This is a genomic window from Glutamicibacter sp. JC586, assembly GCF_009805585.1.
Taxonomy (GTDB): Bacteria; Actinomycetota; Actinomycetes; order Actinomycetales; family Micrococcaceae; genus Glutamicibacter.
In genome coordinates this window covers 548,607-574,038 of sequence record NZ_VHIN01000002.1, presented here as the reverse complement: position 1 = coordinate 574,038, position 25,432 = coordinate 548,607, and the positions used below count along the sequence as shown (strand labels likewise).

At 58.0% G+C, this 25,432-nt stretch carries 25 protein-coding genes and 2 pseudogenes; 16 read left to right on the top strand and 11 right to left on the bottom strand.

The genetic code is table 11. The annotated features are described in order from the left end of the window. Positions 1–164 precede the first annotated feature (164 nt). Positions 165–857, bottom strand: a complete 693-nt coding sequence (locus FJV47_RS02865; RefSeq protein WP_159609825.1) for a TetR/AcrR family transcriptional regulator — start codon at positions 855–857, stop codon at positions 165–167. 64 nt (positions 858–921) lie between these two features. Here FJV47_RS02865 and FJV47_RS02860 point away from each other — a divergent pair, with 64 nt between their 5' ends. From FJV47_RS02860 to FJV47_RS02850, 3 genes are all read left to right on the top strand, one after another. After that, on the top strand, positions 922–1,677 hold the full coding sequence (locus FJV47_RS02860) for an SDR family oxidoreductase (protein WP_159609823.1): 756 nt from the start codon (positions 922–924) through the stop codon (positions 1,675–1,677). Positions 1,678–1,707: 30 nt separating this feature from the next. Then, entirely contained in the window at positions 1,708–2,037 is a 330-nt protein-coding gene (locus FJV47_RS02855) for a nuclear transport factor 2 family protein (RefSeq protein ID WP_159609821.1), read from the top strand. A gap of 102 nt (positions 2,038–2,139) precedes the next feature. Next, a complete protein-coding gene (locus tag FJV47_RS02850; protein WP_159609819.1) occupies positions 2,140–3,297 on the top strand; it encodes a low temperature requirement protein A in 1,158 nt (385 codons plus the stop codon). A 376-nt stretch (positions 3,298–3,673) separates the two neighbouring features. On the opposite strand, the gene FJV47_RS02845 is transcribed toward FJV47_RS02850, so the two are convergent. The 3 genes from FJV47_RS02845 to FJV47_RS02835 all read right to left on the bottom strand — a co-directional run bounded on the left by FJV47_RS02845 (position 3,674) and on the right by FJV47_RS02835 (position 6,005). Next, a complete protein-coding gene (locus tag FJV47_RS02845) occupies positions 3,674–4,177 on the bottom strand; it encodes a GNAT family N-acetyltransferase (RefSeq protein ID WP_159609817.1) in 504 nt (167 codons plus the stop codon). Positions 4,178–4,272: 95 nt separating this feature from the next. Next, the gene (locus FJV47_RS02840) at positions 4,273–5,067 is read right to left on the bottom strand and encodes a MerR family transcriptional regulator (protein ID WP_159609815.1); all 795 of its coding nucleotides are present in this window, start codon (positions 5,065–5,067) and stop codon (positions 4,273–4,275) included. A gap of 20 nt (positions 5,068–5,087) precedes the next feature. Further along, the gene (locus FJV47_RS02835; RefSeq protein WP_159609813.1) at positions 5,088–6,005 is read right to left on the bottom strand and encodes a DUF2268 domain-containing protein; all 918 of its coding nucleotides are present in this window, start codon (positions 6,003–6,005) and stop codon (positions 5,088–5,090) included. Between the two features lie 403 nt (positions 6,006–6,408). Here FJV47_RS02835 and FJV47_RS02830 point away from each other — a divergent pair, with 403 nt between their 5' ends. The 7 genes from FJV47_RS02830 to FJV47_RS02795 all read left to right on the top strand — a co-directional run bounded on the left by FJV47_RS02830 (position 6,409) and on the right by FJV47_RS02795 (position 12,602). Then, positions 6,409–7,041, top strand: a complete 633-nt coding sequence (locus FJV47_RS02830) for a hypothetical protein (protein ID WP_159609811.1) — start codon at positions 6,409–6,411, stop codon at positions 7,039–7,041. A gap of 108 nt (positions 7,042–7,149) precedes the next feature. Continuing rightward, a complete protein-coding gene (locus FJV47_RS02825; protein WP_159609809.1) occupies positions 7,150–7,614 on the top strand; it encodes an SRPBCC domain-containing protein in 465 nt (154 codons plus the stop codon). 452 nt (positions 7,615–8,066) lie between these two features. Next, on the top strand, positions 8,067–9,302 hold the full coding sequence (locus FJV47_RS02820; protein WP_200831931.1) for a hypothetical protein: 1,236 nt from the start codon (positions 8,067–8,069) through the stop codon (positions 9,300–9,302). Positions 9,303–9,369: 67 nt separating this feature from the next. Then, positions 9,370–10,029: a response regulator transcription factor gene (locus tag FJV47_RS02815; protein WP_200831930.1), complete on the top strand. Its 660-nt coding sequence runs from the start codon at positions 9,370–9,372 to the stop codon at positions 10,027–10,029. Further along, a complete protein-coding gene (locus FJV47_RS02810; protein WP_159609805.1) occupies positions 10,026–11,330 on the top strand; it encodes a HAMP domain-containing sensor histidine kinase in 1,305 nt (434 codons plus the stop codon). Before FJV47_RS02815 ends, FJV47_RS02810 begins: the two co-directional genes overlap by 4 nt. A gap of 27 nt (positions 11,331–11,357) precedes the next feature. Continuing rightward, on the top strand, positions 11,358–12,404 hold the full coding sequence (locus tag FJV47_RS16540) for a GNAT family N-acetyltransferase (RefSeq protein ID WP_235026312.1): 1,047 nt from the start codon (positions 11,358–11,360) through the stop codon (positions 12,402–12,404). A gap of 9 nt (positions 12,405–12,413) precedes the next feature. Beyond that, a complete protein-coding gene (locus FJV47_RS02795; protein WP_159609803.1) occupies positions 12,414–12,602 on the top strand; it encodes an RNA-binding protein in 189 nt (62 codons plus the stop codon). A gap of 31 nt (positions 12,603–12,633) precedes the next feature. On the opposite strand, the gene FJV47_RS02790 is transcribed toward FJV47_RS02795, so the two are convergent. Further along, positions 12,634–13,137, bottom strand: coding sequence for a DinB family protein (locus tag FJV47_RS02790; protein WP_159609801.1), 504 nt, complete (start codon positions 13,135–13,137; stop codon positions 12,634–12,636). Between the two features lie 112 nt (positions 13,138–13,249). Here FJV47_RS02790 and FJV47_RS02785 point away from each other — a divergent pair, with 112 nt between their 5' ends. The 3 genes from FJV47_RS02785 to FJV47_RS02775 are packed head-to-tail and all read left to right on the top strand — an operon-like array spanning position 13,250 to position 14,880. Next, positions 13,250–13,639 carry a VOC family protein gene (locus tag FJV47_RS02785; protein ID WP_159609799.1) on the top strand — a complete coding sequence of 130 codons (390 nt, stop codon included), beginning with the start codon at positions 13,250–13,252 and terminating at the stop codon, positions 13,637–13,639. A 15-nt stretch (positions 13,640–13,654) separates the two neighbouring features. Beyond that, positions 13,655–14,377 (top strand): bifunctional 2-polyprenyl-6-hydroxyphenol methylase/3-demethylubiquinol 3-O-methyltransferase UbiG, encoded by a 723-nt coding sequence (locus tag FJV47_RS02780; protein ID WP_235026311.1) that lies wholly within the window; start codon positions 13,655–13,657, stop codon positions 14,375–14,377. Next, positions 14,374–14,880: a GNAT family N-acetyltransferase gene (locus FJV47_RS02775; RefSeq protein ID WP_159609797.1), complete on the top strand. Its 507-nt coding sequence runs from the start codon at positions 14,374–14,376 to the stop codon at positions 14,878–14,880. Before FJV47_RS02780 ends, FJV47_RS02775 begins: the two co-directional genes overlap by 4 nt. A gap of 20 nt (positions 14,881–14,900) precedes the next feature. Here the strand turns inward: FJV47_RS02775 and FJV47_RS02770 are convergent, their stop codons facing one another. The 5 genes and pseudogenes from FJV47_RS02770 to FJV47_RS02750 all read right to left on the bottom strand — a co-directional run bounded on the left by FJV47_RS02770 (position 14,901) and on the right by FJV47_RS02750 (position 17,816). After that, the gene (locus FJV47_RS02770) at positions 14,901–15,668 is read right to left on the bottom strand and encodes an SCO1664 family protein (protein WP_159609795.1); all 768 of its coding nucleotides are present in this window, start codon (positions 15,666–15,668) and stop codon (positions 14,901–14,903) included. Further along, positions 15,665–16,192, bottom strand: a complete 528-nt coding sequence (locus FJV47_RS02765; RefSeq protein WP_159609793.1) for a DUF3090 domain-containing protein — start codon at positions 16,190–16,192, stop codon at positions 15,665–15,667. Before FJV47_RS02765 ends, FJV47_RS02770 begins: the two co-directional genes overlap by 4 nt. Before the next feature lie 12 nt (positions 16,193–16,204). Then, positions 16,205–16,888, bottom strand: a complete 684-nt coding sequence (locus FJV47_RS02760) for an MSMEG_4193 family putative phosphomutase (RefSeq protein WP_159609791.1) — start codon at positions 16,886–16,888, stop codon at positions 16,205–16,207. Positions 16,889–17,176: 288 nt separating this feature from the next. After that, positions 17,177–17,404: pseudogene (locus FJV47_RS02755) on the bottom strand (DNA polymerase V subunit UmuC); the annotation flags it as partial. After that, positions 17,386–17,816 (bottom strand): annotated as a pseudogene (locus FJV47_RS02750) (LexA family protein). The pseudogenes FJV47_RS02755 and FJV47_RS02750, both read right to left, overlap by 19 nt. A 163-nt stretch (positions 17,817–17,979) precedes the next feature. Between FJV47_RS02750 and FJV47_RS02745 the strand changes: the two are divergent. Together FJV47_RS02745 and nhaA are read left to right on the top strand one after the other, a co-directional pair. After that, the gene (locus tag FJV47_RS02745) at positions 17,980–18,333 is read left to right on the top strand and encodes a hypothetical protein (protein WP_159609789.1); all 354 of its coding nucleotides are present in this window, start codon (positions 17,980–17,982) and stop codon (positions 18,331–18,333) included. A 37-nt stretch (positions 18,334–18,370) separates the two neighbouring features. After that, complete coding sequence (gene nhaA / locus FJV47_RS02740) at positions 18,371–20,185, top strand: Na+/H+ antiporter NhaA (RefSeq protein WP_370514908.1); 1,815 nt, start codon at positions 18,371–18,373, stop codon at positions 20,183–20,185. Between the two features lie 847 nt (positions 20,186–21,032). Here nhaA and FJV47_RS02735 read toward each other — a convergent pair. Then, positions 21,033–22,226 (bottom strand): alcohol dehydrogenase catalytic domain-containing protein, encoded by a 1,194-nt coding sequence (locus tag FJV47_RS02735; RefSeq protein ID WP_159609785.1) that lies wholly within the window; start codon positions 22,224–22,226, stop codon positions 21,033–21,035. Positions 22,227–22,776: 550 nt separating this feature from the next. Between FJV47_RS02735 and FJV47_RS02730 the strand changes: the two genes are divergently transcribed. Then, the gene (locus tag FJV47_RS02730; RefSeq protein ID WP_159609783.1) at positions 22,777–25,422 is read left to right on the top strand and encodes an excinuclease ABC subunit UvrA; all 2,646 of its coding nucleotides are present in this window, start codon (positions 22,777–22,779) and stop codon (positions 25,420–25,422) included. The last annotated feature ends 10 nt before the right edge of the window (positions 25,423–25,432 follow it).

Genomic DNA, 25,432 nt, shown 5'->3' with positions numbered 1-25,432 from the left:
CGAATACGGAAAGATTGTCTCCGTGAGGGTGACCTTCGACCCGCGGCCGCTGTTCGCGTGACTGACGTGAGGTTGCTCTGTACCGGAACTCGGTTGCGTGATGGAAGAAGGTCTCTTGTCTCCCTCCGGGACCGCTGTGCCTCTCCGAAGTTCGTGGCACTCGCCTACTGCAGCTTCTCGTTATCCCTGCTCAGCTCGCCGAGCCATTTGATGAGGAGCTGGGTCTCTGCCCTGCCAAGGACGTCTGGTTGTGCTGCGGCGAGCTCGATGGTGGTGGTGATCGGGTTGTCGGCCCGTGTTCCCGCACCGGTGATCGCTGAGATAGCACCTTCACGGACAGCCTGAGAGAGGGCAGGGTCCGGCGCTGCCAAGACGATCTGCCGCAGGGTGACACCGATATTTGTCACGAGGATGTGTGCCGCAGCCTGCTGCGCAGGAACGGCGAGCCGGCCCTGTGTGGCTGCACGCGTCATGAGGCCGAGCAGGATTTTGCTTGGCCGCGACTGCGCTTCAGGGGAGTAGCCTGGTTGAACTTTGCCGTACATGAGTGAGTAGAAGCCGGGGTTGGCCAGGCCGAAGGCGACGTGGGCGTCCCATCCGACGCGGATGTCCTGGATGGGGTCGCCGGACGACTCCATCGAAGACTTCTCGCCCAGGTACAGGTCAAATCCATGTTTAATGACCGCGTTGATCAGCCCCTGCTTGGAGCCGAAGAAGTGGTACAGCGTCGGCATCTTCACACCGACGGTCTCGCACACCGCACGTAGCGAGAACTCCTCCCCGGGGGCGGCAGCGATGAGGTCGGCAGCCGCCGAAATCAATCGCTCCCGTGTATGGCTTGTCGGCGTTACTGTCATGATGCTATGTTAGCTGATGTAGCGGGATGATACTGTTGCATACTGATGATACAGAAGGAGCATCATGGCTGAGCACACACTCAAGGGCAAGAACGTTCTGATCGCGGGCGGCGCGAAGAACCTCGGCGGGTTGATCGCCCGCCAGGCGGCCGAGGCCGGCGCGAACGTAGCGATCCACTACAACTCTGACTCCAGCCGCGCCGACGCCGAGCAGACGCTCGCCGCTATCGAAGCCGCAGGAGGCAAGGGCGTTATGTTCCAGGCAGACCTCACAGTCCCGGCGAACGTGACCCGCCTGTTCGCCGATTCGGAAGCGGCGCTGGGCACGATCGACATCGCGGTGAACACTGTCGGCAAGGTCTTGCGCAAGCCGATCGTGGAGACCACCGAGGACGAGTACGACTCGATGTTCGACGTCAACTCCAAGGCCGCCTACTTCTTCATTCAGGAGGCCGGCAAGAACCTCGCTGACGGTGGCAAGATCATCACCATCGTCACCGCCCTGTTGGCGGCCTTCACTGACGGCTATTCCACCTACGCCGGAGGCAAGAGTCCGGTGGAGCACTTCACGCGCGCTGCGGCCAAAGAGTTTGCCGATCGCGGCATCTCCGTAACCGCGATAGCACCCGGCCCCATGGACACCCCGTTCTTCTACGGTCAGGAGACCCCTGAGCGGGTCGAGTTCCACAAGTCACAGGGCATGGGCAACCAACTCACTCAAATCGAGGACATCGCCCCAATCGTCCGCTTTCTCGCCTCCGAGGGCTGGTGGATCACCGGCCAGACAATCTTCGCCAACGGCGGCTACACCACCCGCTGAGCTAGACCCTACGAAAAGAGGAGCACCCCCATGGCAGCACCCACCATCCCCGAACCCGTGGCCTCGTTCATCGCCGCAGTCAACGACCACGACGAACAAGCCTTCCTCGACGCCTTCGCTCCTGACGGGGCCGTGGACGACTGGGGACGCGACTTCATTGGACGCGGGCAGATCAAAACCTGGAGTGACAAAGAGTTCATCGGTTCGCGCGGCACCCTCGCGGTTGAGGAGGTCGACGTCGCCGGTAGAACGGTCACCGTCATCGGCGACTGGCGCTCCAACCACGCCAACGGCCGCTCGAAGTTCGTCTTCGACATCGACGGCGACAAGCTCGCGAAGATGACGATCCGCGAAGGCTGAGCCGACACTGGCATCTTGAGCGGGCGTCCAGCCAAATGGATGTCCGCTCGTTGCTGTCGCCCTCGAAGCCCCGCACAACAACACACACGAGGTTCGCCAACCATGACTGCCGTCCCGCTCGCCCGCACCGGGCACCGTCGATCCGAGGTCGGCCCCGTCGAACTCTTCTTCGACTTGGTCTACGTCTTCGCCATCATCCAGCTCTCGCACCTGCTCATCGACCACCTCTCCTGGGAGGGTGCTGCCCAGACCATCGTGGTGTTCGCCGCGGTGTGGTGGGGCTGGAACTACACCGCCTGGGCGATGAACTGGCTGAATCCGAGCCGTACACCGGTGCAGCTGCTCTCCGGGGTGCTCATGCTTGCCGCATTGGGCATGTCGATCGCCATTCCGAGCGCCTTCGGCGACGGAGCCTGGCTGTTCGTCGGGTGCTACCTGTTCATGGGCCTCCTTCGTCCAGTGTTCATGATGATCGCGTACCGTGGGCACCAGCTCGCAGCCAACTACCGCATGTTGCTGCTGTGGACCGCGCTGGCCGGCATCTTCTGGGTACTCGGTGCGGCGCTGCCCTTCGAGTGGCGGCTGGGTCTTTGGCTGATCGCGGTGCTCATCGACTATGCAGCCCCGCTGGCCCACTACCGGATCCCCGGCATCGGCGCAGCCCCCATGTATCAGTGGGACACGGACGCCGAGCACCTGGCTGAGCGAAACCGTCTCGTCTTCATCATCGCCCTCGGCGAGTCCATCCTGCTCATGGGCGGCAGCATCGTCTCCCACGGCCAACTCACCCCGGCGCTCGCCCTGAGCATGCTCGTCGGCTTCGCATCCCTGTTCGTGCTCTGGTGGAACTACTTCGCCCTTGCTGGCCCGAATACTCACGGTGGGGACTCTTCAACTGGGGCTCTCCGATCGGCCTATGCTTATGCGCATGCCTTCATGGTCATGGGTGCGATCCTCGTTGCCGTCTCCATAGAGCTGAGGCTCTCCCACGACCACCTCACGCCCGCAGTCGTTCTTGTGACTGCATCAGGTCCGCTCGTCTACCTGGCAGGGAACTTGTTGTTCCTCCGGTCCCGCTTCGGACGACTTGCGCGATCCCGGTTCATCGCAGTGGCCGTGCTGTTGGTGATCACGATCGCCGCGCTGCTGCTGATCAACTACCTGCCGGTGATTGCGTTAAGCGTCGCCGTGCTCGCCGTGACGGCTGTTCTCGCCGCCCACACCGCGTACACGACAGCGAAACAGTCGGCGTCCGAATAGCTGGCGATGACTTGGCATACCTTTATCTGAGATTCTTCTGCGCCCCATCAGGGTGCTCAGGAGCGTGGGAAGCGTTTGACTTTGCGGCATCGATCCCCTGCAATAACTGGCCGACCGCATCCCGGCGAACATGCTCCGGAGCATGGCCGGTGGCTATGCGCACCTGGTCTCTGTCGTGCACAGTACGAGATGAGTCAGTGCAACGCTCTGGCCCGCGGAATGATTAGCTCTTGAAGCCTGGCTACTGATCGCGAGAGATTGGTATGTGCCGGAACTCGGTGGAGTTCCGCTTCAACGTGTAGTCGCGTTCCGGTTCAACCTCTTGCACAAGCGTCGGCCCCTGAAAGGAGCCGGCGCTTGTGTTCTCAGTTCGCTACTACTCAAACGTCATCCCGAGAACCGTCCGGACGGGAATGTTTCCACCATGGTCGTCTGCCAGTCGATGCATACCGAGCTTTCGGGCGACGCGTTCCGAAGCTTCGTTCTCGGGGTGGATGATGGCGACCAACTCGGGTGAGCCTACAACGTCGCGTGCGTAGTCGCGGCATGCAATGGCGGCTTCGGTCGCGTAACCGAGGCCCTGCCTTGCGGTGACGACGTGGTAGCCGACCTCGAGCTTGGGTGCGCCATTCACCTCTTGCCAGGTGAGGCCGCAGTCGCCAACGAACTCGCCGTGGATCGTCTCGACGATCCATAGGCCGTAGCCGTGCTCCGCGTAGTTCTCTTCATTCCAAGTGATCCACCTGGCTGCCTGCTCGCGTGTTTTTGCGGAGGGGTAGAAACGCATCACTTCAGGATCCCCGAGCATGTCGGCCATGAGATCGATGTCAGCAGGCCGCATGCGGCGGAAGCGGAGGCGTTGGGTATTTGGCGGAGTCACTGGTTCAGCGTAGTTGCGGGGAGGCCTCGGTCCAAAAGTTGGCTGAGGTTAGAGGTTGGTATCCGCCGGAACTCGGTGGAGTTTAGATTTTCTAACTAACCCCCGAGGTCATCCGTAAAAGAGGACTCTATTCTTCCCACGTGGAGTCGCAACGTGTTTGCGGCGAACCGTGCGGCCCTCGGGGTCCCGAAGGCGACGTGGAAGTCGGGGTTCGTTTCGTACTGGTCCGCGAGACCTCGAATCATGTCGACGGACTTTGCGGTATCGCCTGCGTGGGTAGGGGTTCCTGGAATCTCCTTCAACCACTCCACGTGAACGGCCGCGTGCTCCTGCGCTATGGCGGAGTCCAACTCATGCCCCTCCTGCTGGATCACACGCCACCGGGCGAGTAGGCCTTCGGCTCGGGCTTTCCAATCCTTCTGCTGCTGGACCGATTTCCCGTGCCACCACCGATTCGATGCGTCGAATGCGTCCCGACCCCAGCGTTCGACAACCTCTTCCTCGTATCGGTCATTGAATCCCTCGAGCATGACATCCATGCGAGGTTCGCGGCCTTGGCGGCGCATCGACAGTGTGTGCTCTACGGCCCTGATGCGTCGATCCAATGACTCGCGCTCCTGGGCGAGACTTTCCAAGTGCCCAGCAAGCGCTTCGATTTCCACCTCAGGTGTCCTGGGTGCATTCAACACGGCCGCGATGTCAGCCAGCGGCATGCCCGTGTCCCGCAGGAGCAGGATCCGTTGCAGGCGGGAGACCGCGTCGGCCCCGTAGTAGCGGTAGCCGTTGGATCCGACGCGGTCTGGTTCGAGCAGTCCGATCTGGTGGTAATGACGCAGGGTACGCCCGCTGATGCCCGCACGCTCTGCGAGCTCTTGCACTGTCCATTCCACGTGCTACTACCTCCTGCTCGCTATTGATCCCAGTTCTCATTTTTGAGGTGCAACCCCAGTTTAGGGGCCGCGACGCGCAGTATTTCGTGTGCAGGCGTGGCAACGCATTGTGCTGCAGTGGACTCAGTCAGATCGAGATAAGCTCGAACTAGTCGTGTTCCAGCTGCATAACCTGCACCCGTGGGCAGGCCCACCGGTGCCGCTCCAAATTGGCGAGCGCTAGCATCCCCGTGAATCCAGGCGGTGAAGTTCTGCATGCCGGTGATGTGCAGCCCATCTGCGACCTTCAGAAGCACGTCGTCGTCAGTACGAGTGCTCGCACTGACGAAGTGTGTGTACCCGAGTTCCCCGTACATTTCAGTAGCAAACACGTCGGCGAGGCCCTCGGAGATCACCTGTTCACCAACCGTGACCGTCATCGGATCCCAGAGAAGGCCGCCTGGTGAATACCGCACATTATGGTGCAGTTCATGTACGGCAATGGCTTCGAGACGTTCCAGAACCTGAGGAGTCGGCCAAATGGTGATGGTGATGTAGCCGCTGATTCCGCCGAATGCAGACAGCCCTTGGATCTCGTCAATGAAGTGCTTGTCAGTTGGATTGCCCAGGACCAGGAGGACCGTCAGATCAGGCACCTGAATTTCTGGGGCTGCCACTTGCAACGCAGTAAGTCCGGACTCGATGGCGGTCTTGATTCGGTGCCAAGCCTTGGCCTTGACGAGCCGATCGAGAGCTTGCCTGATCGGTTCGGTTGTGCCGTGCACGTCGAAGCCGAAGCTCTGACGGTGCACCATCGCCATGTCCACGCCGTCCGGGATGAAGTGGTACAGGCCGGCTACGGCAGACCACATTTCACGGACAAGATCGGCTCGGTCCTCGGGCGCCGCGGCGAGAATTCCGCGCATGCTCGGCGCGGTGTCAATTACTGAAATAGTCATAGCCACGAAGGTAAACCTTGACGTTGCGACAAGGTCAAATTTCAGGGGCCGCCTAACTTATTCGCTAGCTTCCGTACTTCACGTTGGACACAAGAAAACTCGGTTCCGCTTTGTCGCGCCCAACGCGGTGCCTTCCAGGACCTTGGGCCGACTCCAACGATGAATGTTGGAATGGCAGTGCGGGCAGGTAGCTTGTTGATCGGCGGAATAATCGTGATCAAGGTGTGCGTACTTTTCGTCTAGCTGGGCGCGTACTAATGGGTTAGTGATGGGCGCTCATGAAGCAGGTTGCACCCAATTAATGCTCGTGGAATCTTCAAGCACAACCTGTTCTGACTATGCTATAGATTAATTGCAGACAGGTTGTATAGGTAACGGAATCAATCAGCAGTGGAGTGCTCGAATGCAATACGATGTCAACCAAGCTTGGGCGACATTACAAGCCACGGGTCGTGTTAGTTTGCAAGGTGCGCCGGCCTTCTGGTCCAAATCGATGTCGGTGTTGATCAAGGTCCTGTTCGTCTTTGTGGGTTTGCTCTTTGTTCTCGTCATTGCCGGATTCTTCATTGCTGTCGCCTCCGGCGCTGTTGATTCTGCTGCTAGCATCGCTGGATTCGCCGGAGGGCTAATACTGCCGGTCTTGCTAGGCGGGTTGGTATACGGTCGGTGGCACCGACAACGCTCAACGTATCGAGAGTATGAAGAGCAACCGGTGGTCCTCGAAGCTGCTGGGCTGACGTTGCGCGGACTCGGACCGATTCCGTGGCATGATTTTGGCATGGCTCAACGCCAAATCGTTCGCGCTGAACATGATTCGGAGTCTGTGTGGCGGGCGGTTTTGCCTTTGACACAGTCAGGATTCCATATCGTCAACCAGGTGCTTGCAGCTGAATTGCGTGACAGGATTGCGCCGGTTGCTGGCATTCCTTTTGACCGCGCGTATCGGAACATTTACGTACCCGGGGTTGAAGGGATGAAGCTCAAAGACGTGATGTGGCTGATCAATTCCGCCCGGAAGTTTTTCCAAGGGCGTTAGCCGGAATCAGCTAAAGACGAGAACAGGTGTGCCTCGTTCGTGAACCGCCTAGGATTAGTGGGGCGGAGCAGTAGGTTCCAACGGCACAGCGCGAAATGGAGTACACCCATGAATCCAGAACTAGACCTCGTCATCGAGCACGTTATTCGGGCACCGCGCTCGATCGTCTGGAACGCGTGGACCGATCCTGAGCTCTTCGCAAAGTGGTGGATTCCAGAACCCTACACATGCCGAGTTGAATTCTTTGAGGCCAAGGCCGGCGGCGGATTTGTCACGCAAATGAGCGAGGACGGATCTAATTTCGGGCCTCACATGGATGCCGCATTTTTGGTGGTCGACCACGAGGAACGACTGGTCTTCACCAACGCCGTAGATTCCACATTGCGCCCAGCACAGCCTATGCCGGTATGCGTAACCGGCGACGTCACCTTGAGTGATCACTCCGAAGGCACCTTGTACCGTATTGTTGTCCGACATGGTGATGCTCAGGCAAGGGCCACTCACGACGAGCTCGGCCTTCGCGAGGGCTGGACCTTCGTCACCGAACAACTAGCCAAACTCGTGGAGGGCTAACGTATCGCTGTGAGTTCCGACGGTTCAGACATTTTGTGACTCATCGTGGTCACCATTTTTGGGTGACATGTTCCATCCGGCCGATTCGCTCAAGGCTAGGAAGCGACTCGTCCGCCGATACTGCCATTAGGGGCGATGTCGTCAATGGCAGCGGCTTCGATCACGACTTCGTAGTTCAGTTCGTTTCGTCAGTTGGAATCTCGACGCGTAGCTCAAACTGTTGTCTCCCGACCAGCGAAGATGGGCCAAAGTGCAGGGCCGAATGGGGTACTCCTGTGCGAGCGCCTTTGCGACACGGCCAACGGCTGAGCTCAATGCTGAGGCCATGGTGCACATGGTCGAATGCCACCGGGCCCAGCGCATTTCGAGTCAGCTCATTTTCAGCTCATTTAGTATCGGCACACTAGTGCGAGAGCGGCGAAAGCCGACCGATTTTCACAAAGGAGCAACAGATGAGCATGGCTTATCCCGTTGAAGGTCCAACTCGGCAAGGCTTATTGAGCCAAGGGAATTCTCGGTGGATGAAGGTCCCGGTCATTACCGCAACCTTCTGGATCATCAAGATCTTGTCCACCACTGTTGGCGAGACGTTTGCCGACTACCTCGCAGTCAACGTTGGACTCGGTTCTATAGTGACCACCGGCATGATGGTCTTCTTGCTTGCAGTGGCACTGGTCATTCAATTCCGCACTCGGCAATACACTCCGTGGATCTACTGGCTCACCGTGGTGCTCGTGAGCATCGTCGGCACCCAAATCACTGACTTCTTCACCGACACATTAGGAGTCAGCCTCTACGTTTCTACAGCAGTCTTCAGCGTTCTGCTCATCGTCGTATTCACCGCGTGGTACCTCCAGGAACGAACCTTGGCCATTACTTCGATTGATACATTCCGTCGTGAGGCCTTCTACTGGGCAGCAATCTTGACCGCCTTTGCCCTAGGTACTGCTGCCGGCGATTTGGCCACCGAAGCCCTAGGCTTGGGATTCATGTGGGGATCGGTCATCTTTGCAGTTCTCATTATCCTCAGCGGCCTGGCCACGCGAATTGGTGTTTCTACCGTGGCTGCATTCTGGATTGCCTACGTGCTCACCCGTCCGTTGGGCGCTTCAATCGGTGACCTATTGACGCAAGATCGAAGCTACGGTGGCATGGGGCTGGGTGCTCAAGCAACCAGCATCCTCTTCCTGGTCGTGATCATCGTGCTGGTGATTCGCGAACAGCTCTTGGTGAACCGTCACGGGGTATTGGTCAAAGGCCAGAAAGCTCATGGAGGAAAGGTTCGTGACTTGCTCTGGGCAGGTGCCGGGGCACTAGCAATCATCATCGCTGCAGGCTCGATCACGGCGGTTCAAGTCGCTCACGCACCAGCTAATGCGGCCAATGCCTCGTCGTCGAAGGCCAGCCACGGACCGCTGGGAGATCTTTCCAGCTTTGCCCAAATCAATGATGATGTCACTGCCAAAGTCAAAGCGGGGGATCTCGCCGGTGGCAAGACGCGCGTGAAGGATTTGGAAACTGCGTGGGACAGCGCGGAAGCCGGGCTTAAGCCTCGCTCACCATCTGACTGGGGCACTTTGGACAAGGCCATCGATGAGGAGCTGACCGCCTTGCGCGCTAACAATCCAGATCAGGCCTCAAGCTTGAAGGCCGCGCAACATTTGCAGTCGTTGCTAGCATCATTGTGATTTCGCCAAACAGTATCCCATGATTGATCTTGACGAGTTATCGAGAAAGGCAACTATGAGGATCCTGATGGCTGAGGATGACACGATGATTGCCTCCGTGCTGGCACAACGGCTGAGCGATGACTCCCACGTCGTGGAAGTGGTCAGCGACGGTGCCTCGGCACAGCAATACGCTCGCCTCGGCGATTTTGATGTGGTCCTGCTGGACTTGGGTTTGCCTGATATCGATGGAATTCAGGTGCTGCAGACCCTCCGCGCCGAGCAAGCGGAGGGTGGACCAGCAGTTATCGTCATGACCGCACGAGGCACGGTCGAGCAAAAGGTTACTGGACTCGATGCTGGAGCGGATGACTACCTGGTGAAACCATTCGCCTATGAAGAACTGCGCGCACGACTGAGCGCGGTCGGAAGGCGGGGAACACCCCATAATTCCGTGCAGCTCAAAGCCGGCAATATCAGCCTCGACGAAGCCTCGGCGTTGGCCACCAGCCCATCAGGAACACCCGTGGAGCTTACTCGCCGCGAGCTCGCCCTACTCAGGTCGCTCATGATGCACCCAGGTGTGGTCCTCTCACGGGGACAACTTGAATCGCGAGTGTATGAAAGCGACATCGAGATTGAATCTAATGCCATCGACTTTTTGATCAAGCGGCTGCGTACAAAACTTGGTGCCGAGGTCATACGAAACGTTCGCGGCTTGGGCTGGATGATTCCGAGGGGACAATGAGCACTCATCAGCGCACGGCCTCGCTACAGTTTAGGCTCGCAGCTGCACTGGTGGTGCTGGTCTTGTTGGCCACGGCGGCAACCACTTTTTGGGCCTACCAGCGAGCCTTGACCGAAGCTACAGAAGCCCAAGATAGTTTGCTCATCGGCTTTGCCGAGATTGTGGATAGTCGTAGCGACGAATTCTCCTTCTCACAGCCCACCAACGTGCAGAATGCTTCCGGTCTAGACGTGATCGCGTTGAACGGGACCAATGGGCCCAAAGGACTTCAAGGACCAGTTTCCGATGGTCTTTCCACCATTGAAGCAGGTCAACAGCAGCAGCGAGCGATAGTTCGGACCCTTAGCGATTCACGTCGTATCGCGGTGCTTCAGCCAATCGCCGTGCGCGATGATGCGGTGCACGAGACCATGATTTCTACGGTGATCCCGATTGTCCTAGGGGCACCACTGTTGATCCTGGCCGCGTGGCTGGTGATTATGTGGGGGCTCAAGCCGCTGAAGATACTGCGCCGCGAATTCGAACGACGTGATGATGGGTCGTTGGACCCCTTGCCACCTATGCGAATTCCGGCGGAACTCGCCGGATTTGTTCAAGCCCTCGATGCCCATCATCAACGAGCTGCCGAAGTCCTCGAGGGGCAACGACGATTTGCCGCGGAGGCCGCCCACGAACTACGAACTCCAGTCACCGCGGTATCACTTCAAGCAGAGCACCTGATCTCAGCCAAAACCATCGAACAGCGTGAGCACCGCGAGAATGCCCTGCGTGACGGACTGGCGAGGTTGCGCTCTTTATGCGATCAACTCCTCGTTCTCTCAGATGCCACGGCCCCCGATGACCCCTTGGTCCCTTTGGAACAAGTGGCTCGCGTTGTGGCCAGTAATCTCATGGATCTGGAACTGAGCACCGGGGCCGACCTGGCTTGGGAAATCGAGGATGCGGCAGCGGACTTGGTTCCGGAATCAGGGATGCAAATCGTGCTACAGAATTTGGTGCGCAACGCAGTGCTGTATGCAGGTCATGCTGGGCCGATTTTTGTGCGGGCGGCTCGTGAAGCTGACGGAACCCGCGTTGACGTTATTGACCATGGGCCTGGTCTCCGCCAGCCGGAAAGGGTCGTGGATCCCTTCCATCGGGAAGCCGGACAAGATGTTGCCGGAACGGGGCTTGGGCTGGCCATTACCCAGCGAACACTCACACGATTCGGCGGAACACTGCAGCTTTCGAACGCTCCTGGTGACTCCGGCGCCATCGCTACCGTTTTTATCCCGTCGGCGAGAACAATCCTCACTGACTAATCTTGCCGAACGTGGCATGATGCAGTCATGACCCAGCTCAGTAATGCATGGCGCGCCCCGACGCTTCATACACCAAGGCTCACGCTGCGGCCTTTCGAACAGTCCGATGCTCAGGATCTGTTTGAGCTTCAGAGTGATGCCAAGGTCCTTGAATTTTGGGACAGTCCGCCGTGGACAGATCGGTCGGCTATCGCGCGGTTCATGGACGGCAACTTGCGCCGAGAACGTGAGGGAACCGGCATCCGAGTGGTGATTGAACGAAACTCGGACGGAGCGTTCCTGGGATGGTGCACATTCAACTCGTGGAATCCAGAATTCCGTAGTGCCTCTTTGGGGTACTGCCTCACTGAACGATCCTGGGGTCAAGGCTATGCCACAGAAGCCGCCCAAAGCCTGTTGGCATGGGCTTTTGAAACGCTCGACCTGAATCGTGTTCAAGCCGAAGTCGACACGAGGAATGCCGCCTCAGTACGCGTACTTCAAAAGCTGGGTTTTCAACGCGAAGGAACATTGCGGCAGGACTGCACGGTCAACCTGGTTACCTCCGACTCGTGGGTCTACGGCCTACTGCGCAGTGACTGGCAGTCGAGAAACACCATGGGTTTAGGTGACTCGAAACTTCAAGCTGAAAGAGATGAACAAATCCCGGTTGAAGTTGCGAATTTATTGGCGTCAGTCCCCGAATGGTTCGGCCAGCCCGAGGCGAATGAAGAATATATTCAAGCAGCCAAAACCAAAGAAACATGGTCTGTACGCGACGACGCGGGGCGCGTCATTGGGGTGACTTTGATTGATCGTCATTTCCCGCATGCGGCAGAAATTCATTTGATGGTTGTTGAACGCGGCGCGCAGGGTCGGGGAGTGGGCACCGCGATGATCAAAGCCATAGAAGCCGATGCCCGTGCGAGGGCAGTGCGTTTGCTGGAGGTAAAAACGCTTGGTGCTTCACATCCTGACGCAGGATATGCCAGAACACGACACTTTTATGAGCGCTGTGGATTTTTGGCGTTGGAAGAAACCGAAATCTGGGGAGAAAGTACGCCATGCCTGATTATGGTCAAGGCGCTGAAATAGGATAGAGCCATGGACGAGAACACGCTCGAAGTAGCTAATGGTCAGCGCTGCACGGTTATTGCCGGAACTCATAAGGGGAAGTCGGGAATTGCGGCGGATAAGAACATCAGTAAGACGGGCGCAGTGACGATCACTGTTCAACAGGACGACGGTGTTCGTTTTAAGACTCTGGCCAAGAACGTTCGCGTAGAGCCATAGGGAGCCCGATTCCTTGGCGCCTGATTTTTAACTACCTCGAAGCCAAGATTGCTCCGGCTGCATAGGCGGCCTGGCCGATATGTTGGGTGGCGTCATCAACGATGGAAACCAAGCGAACTCCGCGGGTTACAGGAGTTTCCCACCGATCATCGATGACTACATCGAGATCCTGTTCGGAAAGGGAAGCGACGTATTCGCCCAGGGCCCGGACGGAAGAATTAACGTAGTCCATCAGTAGCTTCTGGTCGTCAACCTTGATCTGTTCGGCCTGTTCACTGGTATGACCGTAGCCTACGGATTCTCCTAACTCGCCTAGTTCAAAGCGGTCCCGGAATTCTTCCCAAACTTGCGGTTTGCCCGATAGGTCCGAGAGCTGCACGTCGATCTCACGACCGGTGTGCCACAGCAACCAGGCCACAGAGTTTGGGTGACCTGCAGGGTGAGCATTCAACTGTTCTGGTTCTAGGCTGGGGAGATACCCGGTAGCGTCGATGGGACGTTGAATGAAATCAGCAAATACATCATGAGCGTTCATGATTTCATTCTGCCCCAGAAGCCGACGATTTGTGATGGATCGTGCGCAGCAAAAATGTTCAAGATCAAGGACTGCTAGATTGAGCCTTAACTGATCATTGAAGGAGAGCATAATGGAGCTTCACCACGTTCAGCTTTCTATGCCCAGAGGTGAGGAAGCAGAAGCGCACCGATTCTATTCGCTAGCTCTTGGCCTCAAAGAAGTGGCCAAACCTGCGGCCCTGAAAGGGCGCGGTGGCTGCTGGTTCCGCGCCTTTGACGGGGACACGGTCATTGCCGAGATCCACCTCGGCATTGATGAGCCATTTCGGGCGGCTCGTAAGGCTCATCCTGGGTTGGTTTGCGAGTCGATAACTGAGCTGGAAGCGGTGGCGCAACGGATCCAGGATGGCGGGTATGAAATCTCTTGGGCGGAACGGGATACCTTTGAAGGATTTGTTCGATTCCATGCCCGGGACGGTTTTGGTAATCGGATCGAGATCATGACTCCGGATCATCTCTAGTTCCTAGGAGGAACATTGACTGACTACGATCCTAAAATCGTCGCCCTCTACGACCTCATGAATCCAGATGGTGCAGACCACGACTATTACCGTTCGTTAGCGAACCGGACAGACGTGCACCGAATCCTAGACCTGGGGTGCGGAACCGGAATTCTCACCGTAACCCTGACAGTTGGAAACAAGGAAGTGTTCGGGGTTGATCCCTCGCCAACGATGTTGGCCTACGCACGTCAGCGTCAATACGCCGAAAATGTGTCTTGGGTTCAAGGAAACTCAAGCGTTCTGGAACATGGGTTATTTGATCTTGCGGTGCTGACCGGCAACGTCGCTCAACACATTCCAGACCCACATTGGGCACAGACTTTAGCGGATATTCGCAAAAATATGCCCAAGGGAGCGTTGCTGGCTTTTGAATCGAGAAACCCATTACAACGGGCGTGGGAGTCCTGGAATGAGCAAGATCCACGAAGCATAGACACACCACTCGGTCCACTGATCGAGTGGAACAGGACAGAAGAACTGGGCGAAGGTAGGGTGTTGTTGAAAACATTTACTGAGTTCACCAGGACCGGCGAACATATACAAGAAGAACTGATCCTCACTTTCCGTACGCAACAACAAGTCTGCAAGGGATTACGCGACGCCGGGTTTGAGGTTACTACCGTTTGGGGCGACTGGAACAAGACACCGTTCGACGGTAGCCAAGACATCATGATTTTTGAAGCACGAGCAATATGATCCATTTTCGCCCCGTCGCTCTTCACGACTCTGAAGCTCTCCAACTACTGATGGAATCAAATGCCGACTATACGATGCGTATCCAAGGATCTGCGGTAGCTAAAGACGCCGCGTCCCAAGCCTTGACGGCGCTACCTTCCAACACCATGAGACAGCAAAAAATCGGCTTCGGTTTATGGGAAGCAGGTAAATTGCTTGCTTACGCTGACATCATTCAGGGGTGGCCGGCGCCGGACTCAGCTCATATCGGGTTACTCATGACCGACCGGAGCCGCCGCGGCGAAGGTCTTGGCCGTCGACTGCACAAGCACGTTGTCCATGAATTAGGCAAAGCACAACGTTTCGTTTGGCTTCGCATTTCGATCGTGGATACGAATGCCGAATTTGCGGAACCGTTCTGGATCGCGTTGGGCTACGAACCAACGAATAACGTGGTGCCATATCAGCATGGAGCGGTCACAGCGCATACACGAATCTGGCGTCGCAGACTTAGTGAAGAATAACGCGGACGCTCACTGTTGCACTAGAACAGTGGCCACGGTACTGCGGGCATATCACCACTGTGGGCGGGGAAATGTCCTTCACCTCGCAACACCTGACAGCGTGTGGCGAATGCCTGGATCTCTGGCTCGCTGAGTAGTTCGGCGAGTTCTGTGCCAAGGGTCGAATTCAGGGCCTCTACTAGGCGGTCAATTTCTTGGAGTTCTTCCTCCATGAGCGGCTGGCCTATCCAGCCCCATAACACCGTACGCAGCTTGTGCTCCTCATGGAAGCATAATCCGTGATCTACACCGAAACGGTGGCCGTCTTCCATGGCCAGAACATGGTCGCCTTTGCGGTCAGCGTTGTTTACCAGAACGTCAAAGACTGCCATGCGTCGCAGTTGCTCGGTGTCTTCGTGGAGCAGGCTGACTTCTTGTCCATTCTCGTCTTCGCCGGTTAGCACGTTCTTCCATCCGCTGCTCGGCGCATCTTTGGTCATGACGAGGTCAACCGGGTGCTGGTTGATATCAACGTCCTGCCATAACTGGACCATACCAGTACCGAATGGGCCATCACGTAGCCAAGAACGAGGAACAATGTTCCAGCCCAGCGCTTGCGACACCAAGTACGCAGCCACCTCGCGGTTAGCTAGAGTCTGATGCGGGAAATCCCAGAGTGGTTTTTCGCCCTTGACCGGTTTGTAGACAACGCTTTGCTCACCGATGGTACCCAAGAAGGTGGCGTTGGAAGCTGTGGTGATTCGACCAGTCAGCTCCAAATCACCGGGGAGCAGATCAACCGTGGTCATGAAAGTTCCGGGCCCTGGCACTGGTGGCCGTCAGGGTCCATCGGGTAGCCACAGCTTGAACAGACCGGACGGCCCGCGGCGACAATTTCATGGGTTCGCATGGCAAAAGCACGCGCGGTACCGACGGGCATGCGAACCCGCATCACCGCATCAGGGTTCTCATCGGAATCGTCCTCAACCAGTGAGTAGGCTTCCAGCACCACCTGAGCAACTGTGGCATCCCAGCCAAGGTTCATGGTACCTGCGCGGAAAGATTCAACGACCTCTTCGAGCGGATCATTATCCACCAACTCCACTGGAGTGTGGGTGGGGACGCTGAATGGATTACCAGCAACCGTGGCTACCTGGTCCAGGATCTCATCAATCATCTCCGCGACCACGGCGGCCTGTTGCTTCTCCAAAGCAATGCTGGCGATTTGTGTCCCGGTACGAGCCTGTAAGTAGAAGGTTCTCGCGCCCGGTTCACCGATGGTGCCGATGACAACACGATCTGGCCAGTTGAATTCGTGAACTGTTGCAACCATTGGTGTACTTCCTTAGTTTCCTGCTCCGCCGCCCACAGGGGCGTCGGTAGTTGTCAGTCCCGGTGCTAACCAGGACAAGTCTCCGTCATCGGTATTGACCGAATGTACCCGTGGCGCCCCGGATCCGTAATGGATGATGGATACGGACGCTGGTCCCACGTTGATTCGTTGGAACAAATCCAAATGCATGCCCAAGGCATCGGCAAGCACGGACTTGATGATGTCTCCGTGGCTCACAGCTACCCAGACCGCTTGCACACCATGCTCGGACTCAACTTGCGCATCGAGCCGGCGAATCTCGGCAACAGCGCGGGCCTGCATCCCAGCCATCGATTCACCTTCCGGGAAGGTAACCGCTGAGGGGGTGGACTGAACCTTTGACCACAATTCTTGAACAGCAAGATCTGAAAGTTTATTTCCCTGCCACGCCCCGTAATCACACTCGGTGATGTCTTCGGCGGTAAGGATGGGGGATGGTGAAGCTTGCTGATCGGAAATGTACTGCGCCGTTTGCTGGCAACGTTCCAAAGGGCTTGAAACGATTTTGGCCAATGGCACAGATGCTAGGCGTTCAGCGGTGTGCGCGGCTTGGCGCGTGCCAGTTTCGTCCAGACTTACGCCTTCGGCGCGACCAGCAAGGATACCGGTGGCGTTCGCTGTGGTGCGGCCATGCCGCACAAGAATTACTGTGGCCATAAAGCTAGCCTAGTCACCTGAGTCAAGGCGTGCGAGGCATTGCTGGATACTTGCCCAATTGTCAGGGGACGCGCGTGATCATTCAAGGTAATATCCAGATCAGCGACGAAACAAAGAAATCGACCGGTCGATCTAACAACTAGGAGACTCCTTGCCCGATAATCCTTGGGTTCACGTGGGACCTGGCGTTTTTCTTCGGCGCCATGAGCCCGTGGATGTCTCTGTGGGAGCGATTGTTGGCTCCTATCGCGGGAAGAATAACGACAAAACCAATAACACTATCTACCGGTATCGGTCAGCGTCGGCAGCGAGCTTGAACCACGGTGCGCTCATTTCAATGCCCAGTGCTTTGGCCTCGCTGCTGCGGGCGACCGCGCAGCCGTCATTGTTAGAAAGCACGATCACCGGCCGGACTTCCAGTGTCGGATCAAAAGCCCGCTCGCACGAGACATAGAAGCCGTTCACATCGACATGAGCAATATAGCTCTGGCGTGGTTCTAGAGGTGGTGTAGGCATGTGGTGGCCACACCCCACAACCGAAAATCACTAAGCTCGGCCGCCCGTATATCAGGGTAGTCTGGGTTCTCAGCTTTCAGCACCACTCCGCCGGGGCCGGTAGAGAGCCGCTTGACGGTCATTTCCCCGTCGATCACGGCAATCACTACATGCTCATCTCTAGGCTTTACCGAGCGGTCCGCTATCACCTCATCCCCGTCGCTGATGCCAGCTCCTTGCATGGATTCACCGGAGACTCGCACGATAAAGGGGAGAGGTGGTCACGGATCAGCGTCTCTGACAGATCGATCTTCGTGTCTGAGTAGTCTTGGGCGGGGGAGGGGTAGCCGGCCGGGACGCGGTCCAGCGCGACGGCGATGACCCGCTGAGGAGGGAATGCCAGTGCGCATAATTGTATTCGATCAATTTTCATATCTGTACATTTTCTTAGAATATATACTCTAAAGCTTGAGTGTAGGGGGAGGGCGCCGACGGAAAAGGACCCTACTTTGATGCATGCCGTTGAAGGTGTAAAAGCTTGGCGCAGCTAAGCGTCATGACAGGTTGAGACATCTCGCGGCACCCAGGAATAGGACATGATGTATGCCGCTGGGTTGAAGGTGCGTGAAATCGCCTACCCATGCCATGCCAACGTGGCCGCTATCCACCCACATCTACGCCTCAGAGAGGAACATGCGCCGGGGCTACATGCCGCCCACGCCACCGTCTTGGCGGAGTGCGGTCCGGATCTGCCTTCCACGGGGTGGCCATGCCTCAATGAAGTCCTGGTATTTCAAGACACCCGCCACCAGGTGCCGAGCAGGACCGCTGGGAAGTGCAGTTTTCTCTCGCAGGTGGCGGGTGATGCTGAATCCGCCCGAGGTAAGGGCGAGAATACGAAGGGATCTGTCCGATGCGTAATTGCAGGAGACGAGTACATTCATGCATAGTTAACCTGTGTCACAATCAACCTCGCCCCCGCGCGGCATAGCCGGAAGACTGCGCACGGAGTCTGGCTCGGCCGTGCTTCTCATCGTCGTCACGTCCATCGCCCTCATCTGGGCGAATTCGCCGTTGTCCTCTTCATACTTCGACCTGTGGCGCCAGAGCATGGGCATCGACGTCGGCCCGTTTGGACTGCACCTGGATCTACACCACTGGATTAACGACGGACTGATGGTCGTGTTTTTCTTTGTCGTGGGTCTCGAGGTGCGCCAGGAATTTGCACATGGGGCCCTGCGGGATAGCAGTCGCGCTCGTCTGGCTGCGATCGCGGGCATTTCAGGTGTTGCGGTACCCGCGGTGGTGTATGTTCTAGTCGTGGGCTCCTCCGGTGGCGACGGGCTCCAGGGTTGGGGAGCGGTTGTCGGCACGGATACGGCGTTCATGCTCGGGGCTTTTGCGATCGTTGGCCCTAGACTTTCAGGGCAGTTACGCGTTTTCCTTTTGACCCTTACGGTGGTCGATGATTTCCTTGCGGTGTCCATCATTGGTGTGTTCTATAGCGATGAGATTCGGCTCGTCCCGCTGCTGATTGCTCTAGGCTGTCTTTTTGCATTGTGGCTACTGGATCGTTCTCGGCAGTGGAGCGCCGCCCCGTACGTAGGGATAGTCATTGTGCTGTGGCTAGCGACGCTGTCTTCTGGCATCCATGCTTCGTTGGCGGGCATGATTGCTGGGCTTCTCGTCCCGGCTTACCCGACACGGCGGCATAAAGTGGTCGCCGCTCGTCAGCTGTTTCGCGACTTTTGGCAGTCTCCTAGCGCTGCCTCGGCGCGTGCTGTGGGACGGGGGTTGTCTAAGGGCGTGTCAGTCAATGAGCGGTTGCACGAGTATCTTCGCTTACCCACGGCGTTGGTGGTCGTGCCAATCTTCGCCTTGGCAAATGCCGGGGTTGACCTGCGCGGTGGCGTGATGGCCGAAGCCCTCGGCTCGTCGGTGACGTGGGGTGTTATCGCGGGGCTCGTGCTGGGCAAGTTCCTCGGAGTCGGGATCGCGACGTTCCTCGCTGTTCGGATGGGTGCAGGCCGACTTCCGGAGGGAGTCGGTATGGGTAGCGTGTTTGGCGGGGCAGCTCTTTCTGGGATCGGTTTTACCATGTCGTTGCTGATCATTGGCCTTGCTTTCGATGCCTCCTCAGATCTTGGGCGTCAGGCGACTGTGGGTGTCCTTGTGGCGATGGCGCTCGCCACCGTTCTGGGCTGGACGATCTTCAAGGTCGCGGCCCGTCGGTGGGGAGAAGAGACCGCGGATCTGCCGATGACACTTGACTCTCCAGTGGATCCCGAGGTGGACCATATCCGCGGCTCCGAGGACGCCCAGCTCACCTTGGTGGAGTTCGTGGACTTCGAGTGTTCGTACTGTGCGCATGCCACCGGTTCGTGGGAGGATCTGCACAAGCGTTTCGGAGACGATTTGCGCTATGTCGTGAGGCATCTTCCTCATCATCCTCACGGCCCGCTTGCGGCACGGGCAGCAGAAGCGGCTGCGAAGCAGGACATGTTCTGGCCTTGGCTTGATTTCGTCTTCGCTCGTCAGCATGCTCTCGAACGCGAGGATCTTATCGGTTATGCGGCTGAGCTCGGTCTCGATGTCGAGGCGTTCATTAGGGACCTGGACAGCGCTGAAGTTGCCGCGAGGGTCGAGCGGGATATGGCAAGCGCAACGGCAAGTGGGGCCCATGCGACCCCGACGTTTTTCGTTGACGGTTGCCGGCTGACGGGAAGCTATGATGCACGCACATTGACCGCGACATTGGAATCCAGCCGTCGCGGGGCACGCACCAAGGAGAGCCAGGCTTGATGCTGACCATCAAGCCTGAAACAAGGTAGGGCGGGGAGTTCGATCGATTTCCCTGCCCGGCTTTCGACTGCAGATGCCCGCGACGCGGGCCGGCGCTGGAAGACGGTGCCACCTCTCAGGGGTCTGTCGTCTACCCTTCTAGGGTGGGCGGCGTGAGACACTCGTCGACAATCTTTTTAGAGTGAAAGTCGATGATCGGGGGAGCGGGCCAACGCCAGTGCCTGACAGCGTCTGAGGGCGTAGGTTCGCTCCGGAGGAATCGCCACCCTGGATCTGGGGGGGGCGAGGCTCGTGGAGAAAGCAGCGACTGATCCCCTCACGCCACCAAGCCGAAATGCTTCGCCCAACCAAAGTTGTTGCTGCCCACGACGACTCGAGTGAACGCGTCGTCGGGAGAACGAACAGTACCTGTTAGTAGTAACCCCGGGCTGCAACGGTGACGGGATCGCGCTGTCCTAGATGACGAGCAAGCCCGAGAAAATAAGTTCTTCGCGTCAGAGTTGACCGCCGAGCAGATCGCGGAGATCTGAAACAGGAAATGGAAATCGCCTTGAACATCGCCGGATCGTTGTCGAAACGGTAGCGCAGTACATCCTGCGAGCAACTCCGTTTGGTGGATAGATAAAAGTCTGCGTTCTAGCCTCGTCAGTTCACCCTTCCGAGTCCGGCGCCGATGGGATCTATCCTGAACAAGACGCACGGTTCTGGGCGGGTCTGTCGCCAGTAATCAAACTCATCGACCCGTGTGGTATTCCAAGGTGAGCGATGCATCAGACTAGCAGCAGTGGGGTCGACCCCGCACGGACCTGATTTTAGAACAGCTCCGAGCGGGGACCACTGCCCTGGATCAGGATGGGATCATACCGTGGGGATCGATGATGAACTTCTCCGAGACGCCACTATCGAAGGTGGCATAGGCCTCCGGAGCTTCGTCGAGGCTGATGACCTTGGTGTTGAGCATGCTGCTCAGATAGGGCATCCGATCCCAGAGGATCGACATCATCAGGTCGCGGTTGTAGTGCATGATCGGGGCTTGGCCGCCGGAAATTCTAGGGGACTTGATCCATGCTTTGCCGAAGTCGAGAGAGAATGTACCTTCCTGTTCGGCTTTGGACGTGGCCAACGGGTCTGGGCCGTAGACGCCGATGATGCCGGTGGCGCCGCCGGCACGGGTAGCGTCGATGACCTGGTTGATGGCGTACGCAGGGTTCATATCCTTTGACTCACGGCCAATGCCATGGGCTTCAGAACCAACGTAGTCGACAGCGCAGTCCACCATGGGTTCGCCGAGGATAGCCTCGATCTGGTCGGTCAAGGGCACATCTTCGTTGAGGTTGATGGTCTCGCAGCCGTTGTTCTTCATTAGGTCCAGACGGTCCTGATGGTAGTCACCGACGATGATGCATGAGGCACCTAATAGCCGTGCTGCTGCTGCCCCGCAACGGCCGACGGGTCCTGCGCCGGCGATGTAGACGGTCGAGCCGGGCTTGGCGCCGGCTTCCATGAGGCCATGGAACGCGGTTGGCAGGATGTCCGAGAGCAGGGCGAGGTCACGGATCTTCTCCATAGCCTGGTCCTTGTCGGGGAAGCGGAGCAGCTGGAAGTCTGCATAGGGGACGAACATGTACTCAGCCTGTCCACCCTGCCAGTTACCCAGGTTGAACCCGTAGGCGCCGCAGGCAGTGTCGGGGTTTACGGTTTCGCACACCTCGGTTCGACGGGCGCGACAGTTGCGGCAGCGACCGCAGGCGACGTTGAAGGGGACTGAGACGAGGTCACCCTCGGAGAGGAACTCGACGTCGGCGCCGACTTCGATGACTTCCCCGGTCATTTCGTGACCCATCACCATGCCCTGCGGGACGGGGAAGGAACCACGGTATATGTGCAGGTCGGATCCGCAGATATTAGTGGCGACGATTTTGAGGATGACTCCGTGAGGCGCTTTCTTGCCATTCGGCATTTCGAGCTTCGGGAAGTCAAGGGATTCGACGCGCATGTTCCCAACGCCGTCAAACACGACGGCGCGATTGCTACTTGCCATGACGATCTCCTTTATTTGTGGATGGCCTGAGCGCGACGGTGCCCCAATTATTTAGGAGCCCGTGCTCCGCGACTCCAGCTATTGCCGAGCCTAGACCTGCAAGAAATTCAGATCAAGAGTTATTGGATTGCTGTGGCACGTTGCTAGGTGACTTACAGGTCGCTTAGGCGCTGGAAACCAGGATTGGCGGTGGTGTTCTCTTTCGGTTTGGTACCGTTGCAAGTTCGTGCGACGCGTGTCAGAGGCTGATTGCTCGGTGTGAAACCCAGAAATCCATGGGTTTCGGTCCCTTAGCCACGCTGGCCGGGCAAGAAATGAATCGGGCGAATAACATGGACATAAGCATTGTGTGAATACCTTTTGCGAAGAGACCTCGGTGGTCTGTTCTTGAATTACGTGAGGACAGACTTAAGGTAAACGCCACGCCCAGCGGGTCGGACGGTCCTCGCGCTCACAAAGCGTGCCACAGACACGTGAACCGTCAGAAATTTAGTACCCGAGCCTGCGAGATTGGTGAAACGAGTCGCTAGTAGTTGCTAATATCGCGAATATGGTCAAAGCATCCGTGCCCGCGTCAGCGCAGTCCTTGCCCGTTCAGCCAAACGTGAGTGTTTTAGGCGCTCGTGAACACAACCTTCAAAATATCGATCTCACGGTGCCCCGTGATGCTCTGGTGGTTTTCACTGGGGTCTCTGGCTCGGGGAAGTCCTCTCTGGCTTTCGGAACGCTGTTTGCAGAGTCCCAGCGCCGCTACCTAGAGTCGGTCGCTCCATATGCGCGTCGTCTGATTGACCAGGCTGGCGTTCCGGACGTCGATTCGATTACGGGTATGCCGCCGGCCGTTGCTCTTCAGCAGCAACGTGGAGGCCGGAGCACCCGCTCTTCGGTCGGTAGCATCACTACGGTGTCTTCGCTAGTGCGCATGCTCTATTCCCGGGCCGGTCACTATCCTGATGATCAGCCGATGCTCTACGCCGAAGACTTCTCTGCCAACACTGTGCAGGGAGCCTGCCCGGAGTGTCACGGCATAGGCCGGGTGTACGAAGTCCCTGAAGACAAGATGGTGCCCGACCCCTCGCTAACGATTCGCGAGCGGGCTATCGCTTCGTGGCCAAAGGCCTGGCACGGTCATCAGTTGCGCGATGTGCTTGTCGCCCTCGGGTACGACGTGGACGTCCCCTGGAAGGATCTGCCGAAGGAAGAGCGTGACTGGATCCTTTATACAGATCAGACACCGTATGTCCCGGTCCACTCGCGGCTGACTCTCGCCGAGGCCCGGGCCGCAATCGCTGAGGGTGTCGAACCTAGTTACTCGGGAACGTTCGTGGGTGCTCGCCGGTATGTGCTCGACACGTTCGCGAATACCAAGAGTGACGCGATGAAGCGACGCGCGGCGCAGTTCCTTACGGTCGCTCCTTGCCCTGCTTGCCATGGTAAACGGCTGAAGCCGGAGGCCCTATCGGTGACGTTCGAAGGCCTCGATGTCTCAGATCTCTCCAGCCTGCCGCTGGCACAACTCTCGGTGCTGATCGAAAAAGCCGTCGAGCGGGCCACCGCCGATCTGGACAGGATCGAGACAGCAAGTCACACAACAGACGACGCAGTCCGACCAGATGCAGCGCAGCAGCGCGTCGATGTCAGGGAAGCGAACCACTCAGCGGGAAGGCTGGCCGCCACAGCCCGGCTTGGCGCAGAACTCGTCAATAGGCTACGGCCCATCATTGACTTAGGGCTGGGGTATCTTTCCCTGGGGCGAACCACTCCCACACTCTCCGGCGGAGAATTGCAACGACTGCGTCTGGCGACCCAACTGACCTCTGAACTCTTCGGGGTGGTATACGTTCTCGATGAACCTTCCGCTGGATTGCATCCGCAGGATGTCAGCGCGCTGCTCGGCATTCTGGACGGGCTCAAGCAACGAGGCAACAGTCTTTTCGTCGTCGAACATTCGGTGGACGTGATGCGCCATGCTGACTGGCTGGTTGACATCGGACCCGGCGCGGGTGAGCGCGGTGGTCGCGTCGTCTACAGCGGGCCTACCGAAGGGCTCGCAGAGGTGGAGGAATCCGTCACCCGCCGGTATCTGTTCGAGGGTAGTGGACTGCTTCAGCGGACGCGCCGCCAGCCACAGGGATGGCTGCGCCTCGAGCAAGTCACCCGTAACAATCTGCACAATGTGTCGTTATCCGTCCCGCTCGGGGTGTTCACCGCGGTCACCGGAGTTTCAGGATCAGGCAAGTCGAGCCTAGTCAGCCAGGCGCTACCGGCGCTGATCGGCGAACGACTGGGTCGGACTGCGCAGGCGGAGGATACTGACACGCCCGAAGATGACGAGCTTTTGCTGTCGGATGAACCCGAGGAGGTCAAAGGATCGGTCCGTGGAGACCTCTCTGCGGTGCGCCGCGTCGTAAGCATTGACCAGAGGCCTATTGGACGTACCCCGCGTTCGAACGTCGCCACCTACACCGGGCTGTTTGATCATGTGAGACGGAGGTTCTCCGAAACGCCCGAGGCTCGTGCACGCGGGTACAAACCGGGTCGATTCTCCTTCAACGTCGCTGGTGGCCGTTGTCCAACCTGCAAGGGAGAAGGATCGGTGATGGTAGAACTGCTATTCCTGCCCTCGGTCTACACCGAATGCCCTGACTGCCACGGTACCCGCTACCAATCCAGCACGTTGGAGATCATCTGGCGCGGCTGCAACATCGCGCAGATTCTCGCCATGAGTGTTGAGGAGGCCCACGATTTCTTCCATGGGGAGTTCGATATCATGCGCTCGCTCAAGGCGCTGATCGACGTCGGTCTCGGGTACCTGCGGCTCGGACAGCCGGCTACCGAGCTGTCCGGAGGTGAGGCGCAACGAGTCAAGCTTGCTTCTGAGCTTCAACGATCCCAGCGTGGAGACACTCTTTATGTACTTGACGAACCTACCTCAGGGCTCCACTGTGCAGATTCCGACCGGCTTGTGGCTCACCTACAGACACTCGTTGAAGCAGGAAATACTGTTGTCGCGGTCGAGCTCGACATGCGCGTTGTCGCAGCGGCCGACTTCGTCATCGACCTCGGGCCGGGCGCGGGTGAGGACGGTGGCACAGTGGTATCCAAAGGAACTCCCGAGGAAGTCGCCTCGCGCGGAGTCGGCGCGTCGGCACCGTACCTCAAGACGGCATTGCACGAGGCTGTCTCCCGCGGGTGAGTGCCGGTGG

Excerpts from the sequence above, each read along its gene's own strand:
- FJV47_RS02865 (WP_159609825.1), bottom strand. The coding sequence starts at position 857 with ATGACAGTAACGCCGACAAGCCATACACGGGAGCGATTGATTTCGGCG.
- FJV47_RS02860 (WP_159609823.1), top strand. The coding sequence starts at position 922 with ATGGCTGAGCACACACTCAAGGGCAAGAACGTTCTGATCGCGGGCGGC.
- FJV47_RS02855 (WP_159609821.1), top strand. The coding sequence starts at position 1,708 with ATGGCAGCACCCACCATCCCCGAACCCGTGGCCTCGTTCATCGCCGCA.
- FJV47_RS02850 (WP_159609819.1), top strand. The coding sequence starts at position 2,140 with ATGACTGCCGTCCCGCTCGCCCGCACCGGGCACCGTCGATCCGAGGTC.
- FJV47_RS02835 (WP_159609813.1), bottom strand. The coding sequence starts at position 6,005 with ATGACTATTTCAGTAATTGACACCGCGCCGAGCATGCGCGGAATTCTC.
- FJV47_RS02830 (WP_159609811.1), top strand. The coding sequence starts at position 6,409 with ATGCAATACGATGTCAACCAAGCTTGGGCGACATTACAAGCCACGGGT.
- FJV47_RS02825 (WP_159609809.1), top strand. The coding sequence starts at position 7,150 with ATGAATCCAGAACTAGACCTCGTCATCGAGCACGTTATTCGGGCACCG.
- FJV47_RS02820 (WP_200831931.1), top strand. The coding sequence starts at position 8,067 with ATGAGCATGGCTTATCCCGTTGAAGGTCCAACTCGGCAAGGCTTATTG.
- FJV47_RS02815 (WP_200831930.1), top strand. The coding sequence starts at position 9,370 with ATGGCTGAGGATGACACGATGATTGCCTCCGTGCTGGCACAACGGCTG.
- FJV47_RS02810 (WP_159609805.1), top strand. The coding sequence starts at position 10,026 with ATGAGCACTCATCAGCGCACGGCCTCGCTACAGTTTAGGCTCGCAGCT.
- FJV47_RS16540 (WP_235026312.1), top strand. The coding sequence starts at position 11,358 with ATGACCCAGCTCAGTAATGCATGGCGCGCCCCGACGCTTCATACACCA.
- FJV47_RS02795 (WP_159609803.1), top strand. The coding sequence starts at position 12,414 with ATGGACGAGAACACGCTCGAAGTAGCTAATGGTCAGCGCTGCACGGTT.
- FJV47_RS02790 (WP_159609801.1), bottom strand. The coding sequence starts at position 13,137 with ATGAACGCTCATGATGTATTTGCTGATTTCATTCAACGTCCCATCGAC.
- FJV47_RS02785 (WP_159609799.1), top strand. The coding sequence starts at position 13,250 with ATGGAGCTTCACCACGTTCAGCTTTCTATGCCCAGAGGTGAGGAAGCA.
- FJV47_RS02775 (WP_159609797.1), top strand. The coding sequence starts at position 14,374 with ATGATCCATTTTCGCCCCGTCGCTCTTCACGACTCTGAAGCTCTCCAA.
- FJV47_RS02770 (WP_159609795.1), bottom strand. The coding sequence starts at position 15,668 with ATGACCACGGTTGATCTGCTCCCCGGTGATTTGGAGCTGACTGGTCGA.
- FJV47_RS02765 (WP_159609793.1), bottom strand. The coding sequence starts at position 16,192 with ATGGTTGCAACAGTTCACGAATTCAACTGGCCAGATCGTGTTGTCATC.
- FJV47_RS02760 (WP_159609791.1), bottom strand. The coding sequence starts at position 16,888 with ATGGCCACAGTAATTCTTGTGCGGCATGGCCGCACCACAGCGAACGCC.
- FJV47_RS02745 (WP_159609789.1), top strand. The coding sequence starts at position 17,980 with ATGATGTATGCCGCTGGGTTGAAGGTGCGTGAAATCGCCTACCCATGC.
- FJV47_RS02735 (WP_159609785.1), bottom strand. The coding sequence starts at position 22,226 with ATGGCAAGTAGCAATCGCGCCGTCGTGTTTGACGGCGTTGGGAACATG.
- FJV47_RS02730 (WP_159609783.1), top strand. The coding sequence starts at position 22,777 with ATGGTCAAAGCATCCGTGCCCGCGTCAGCGCAGTCCTTGCCCGTTCAG.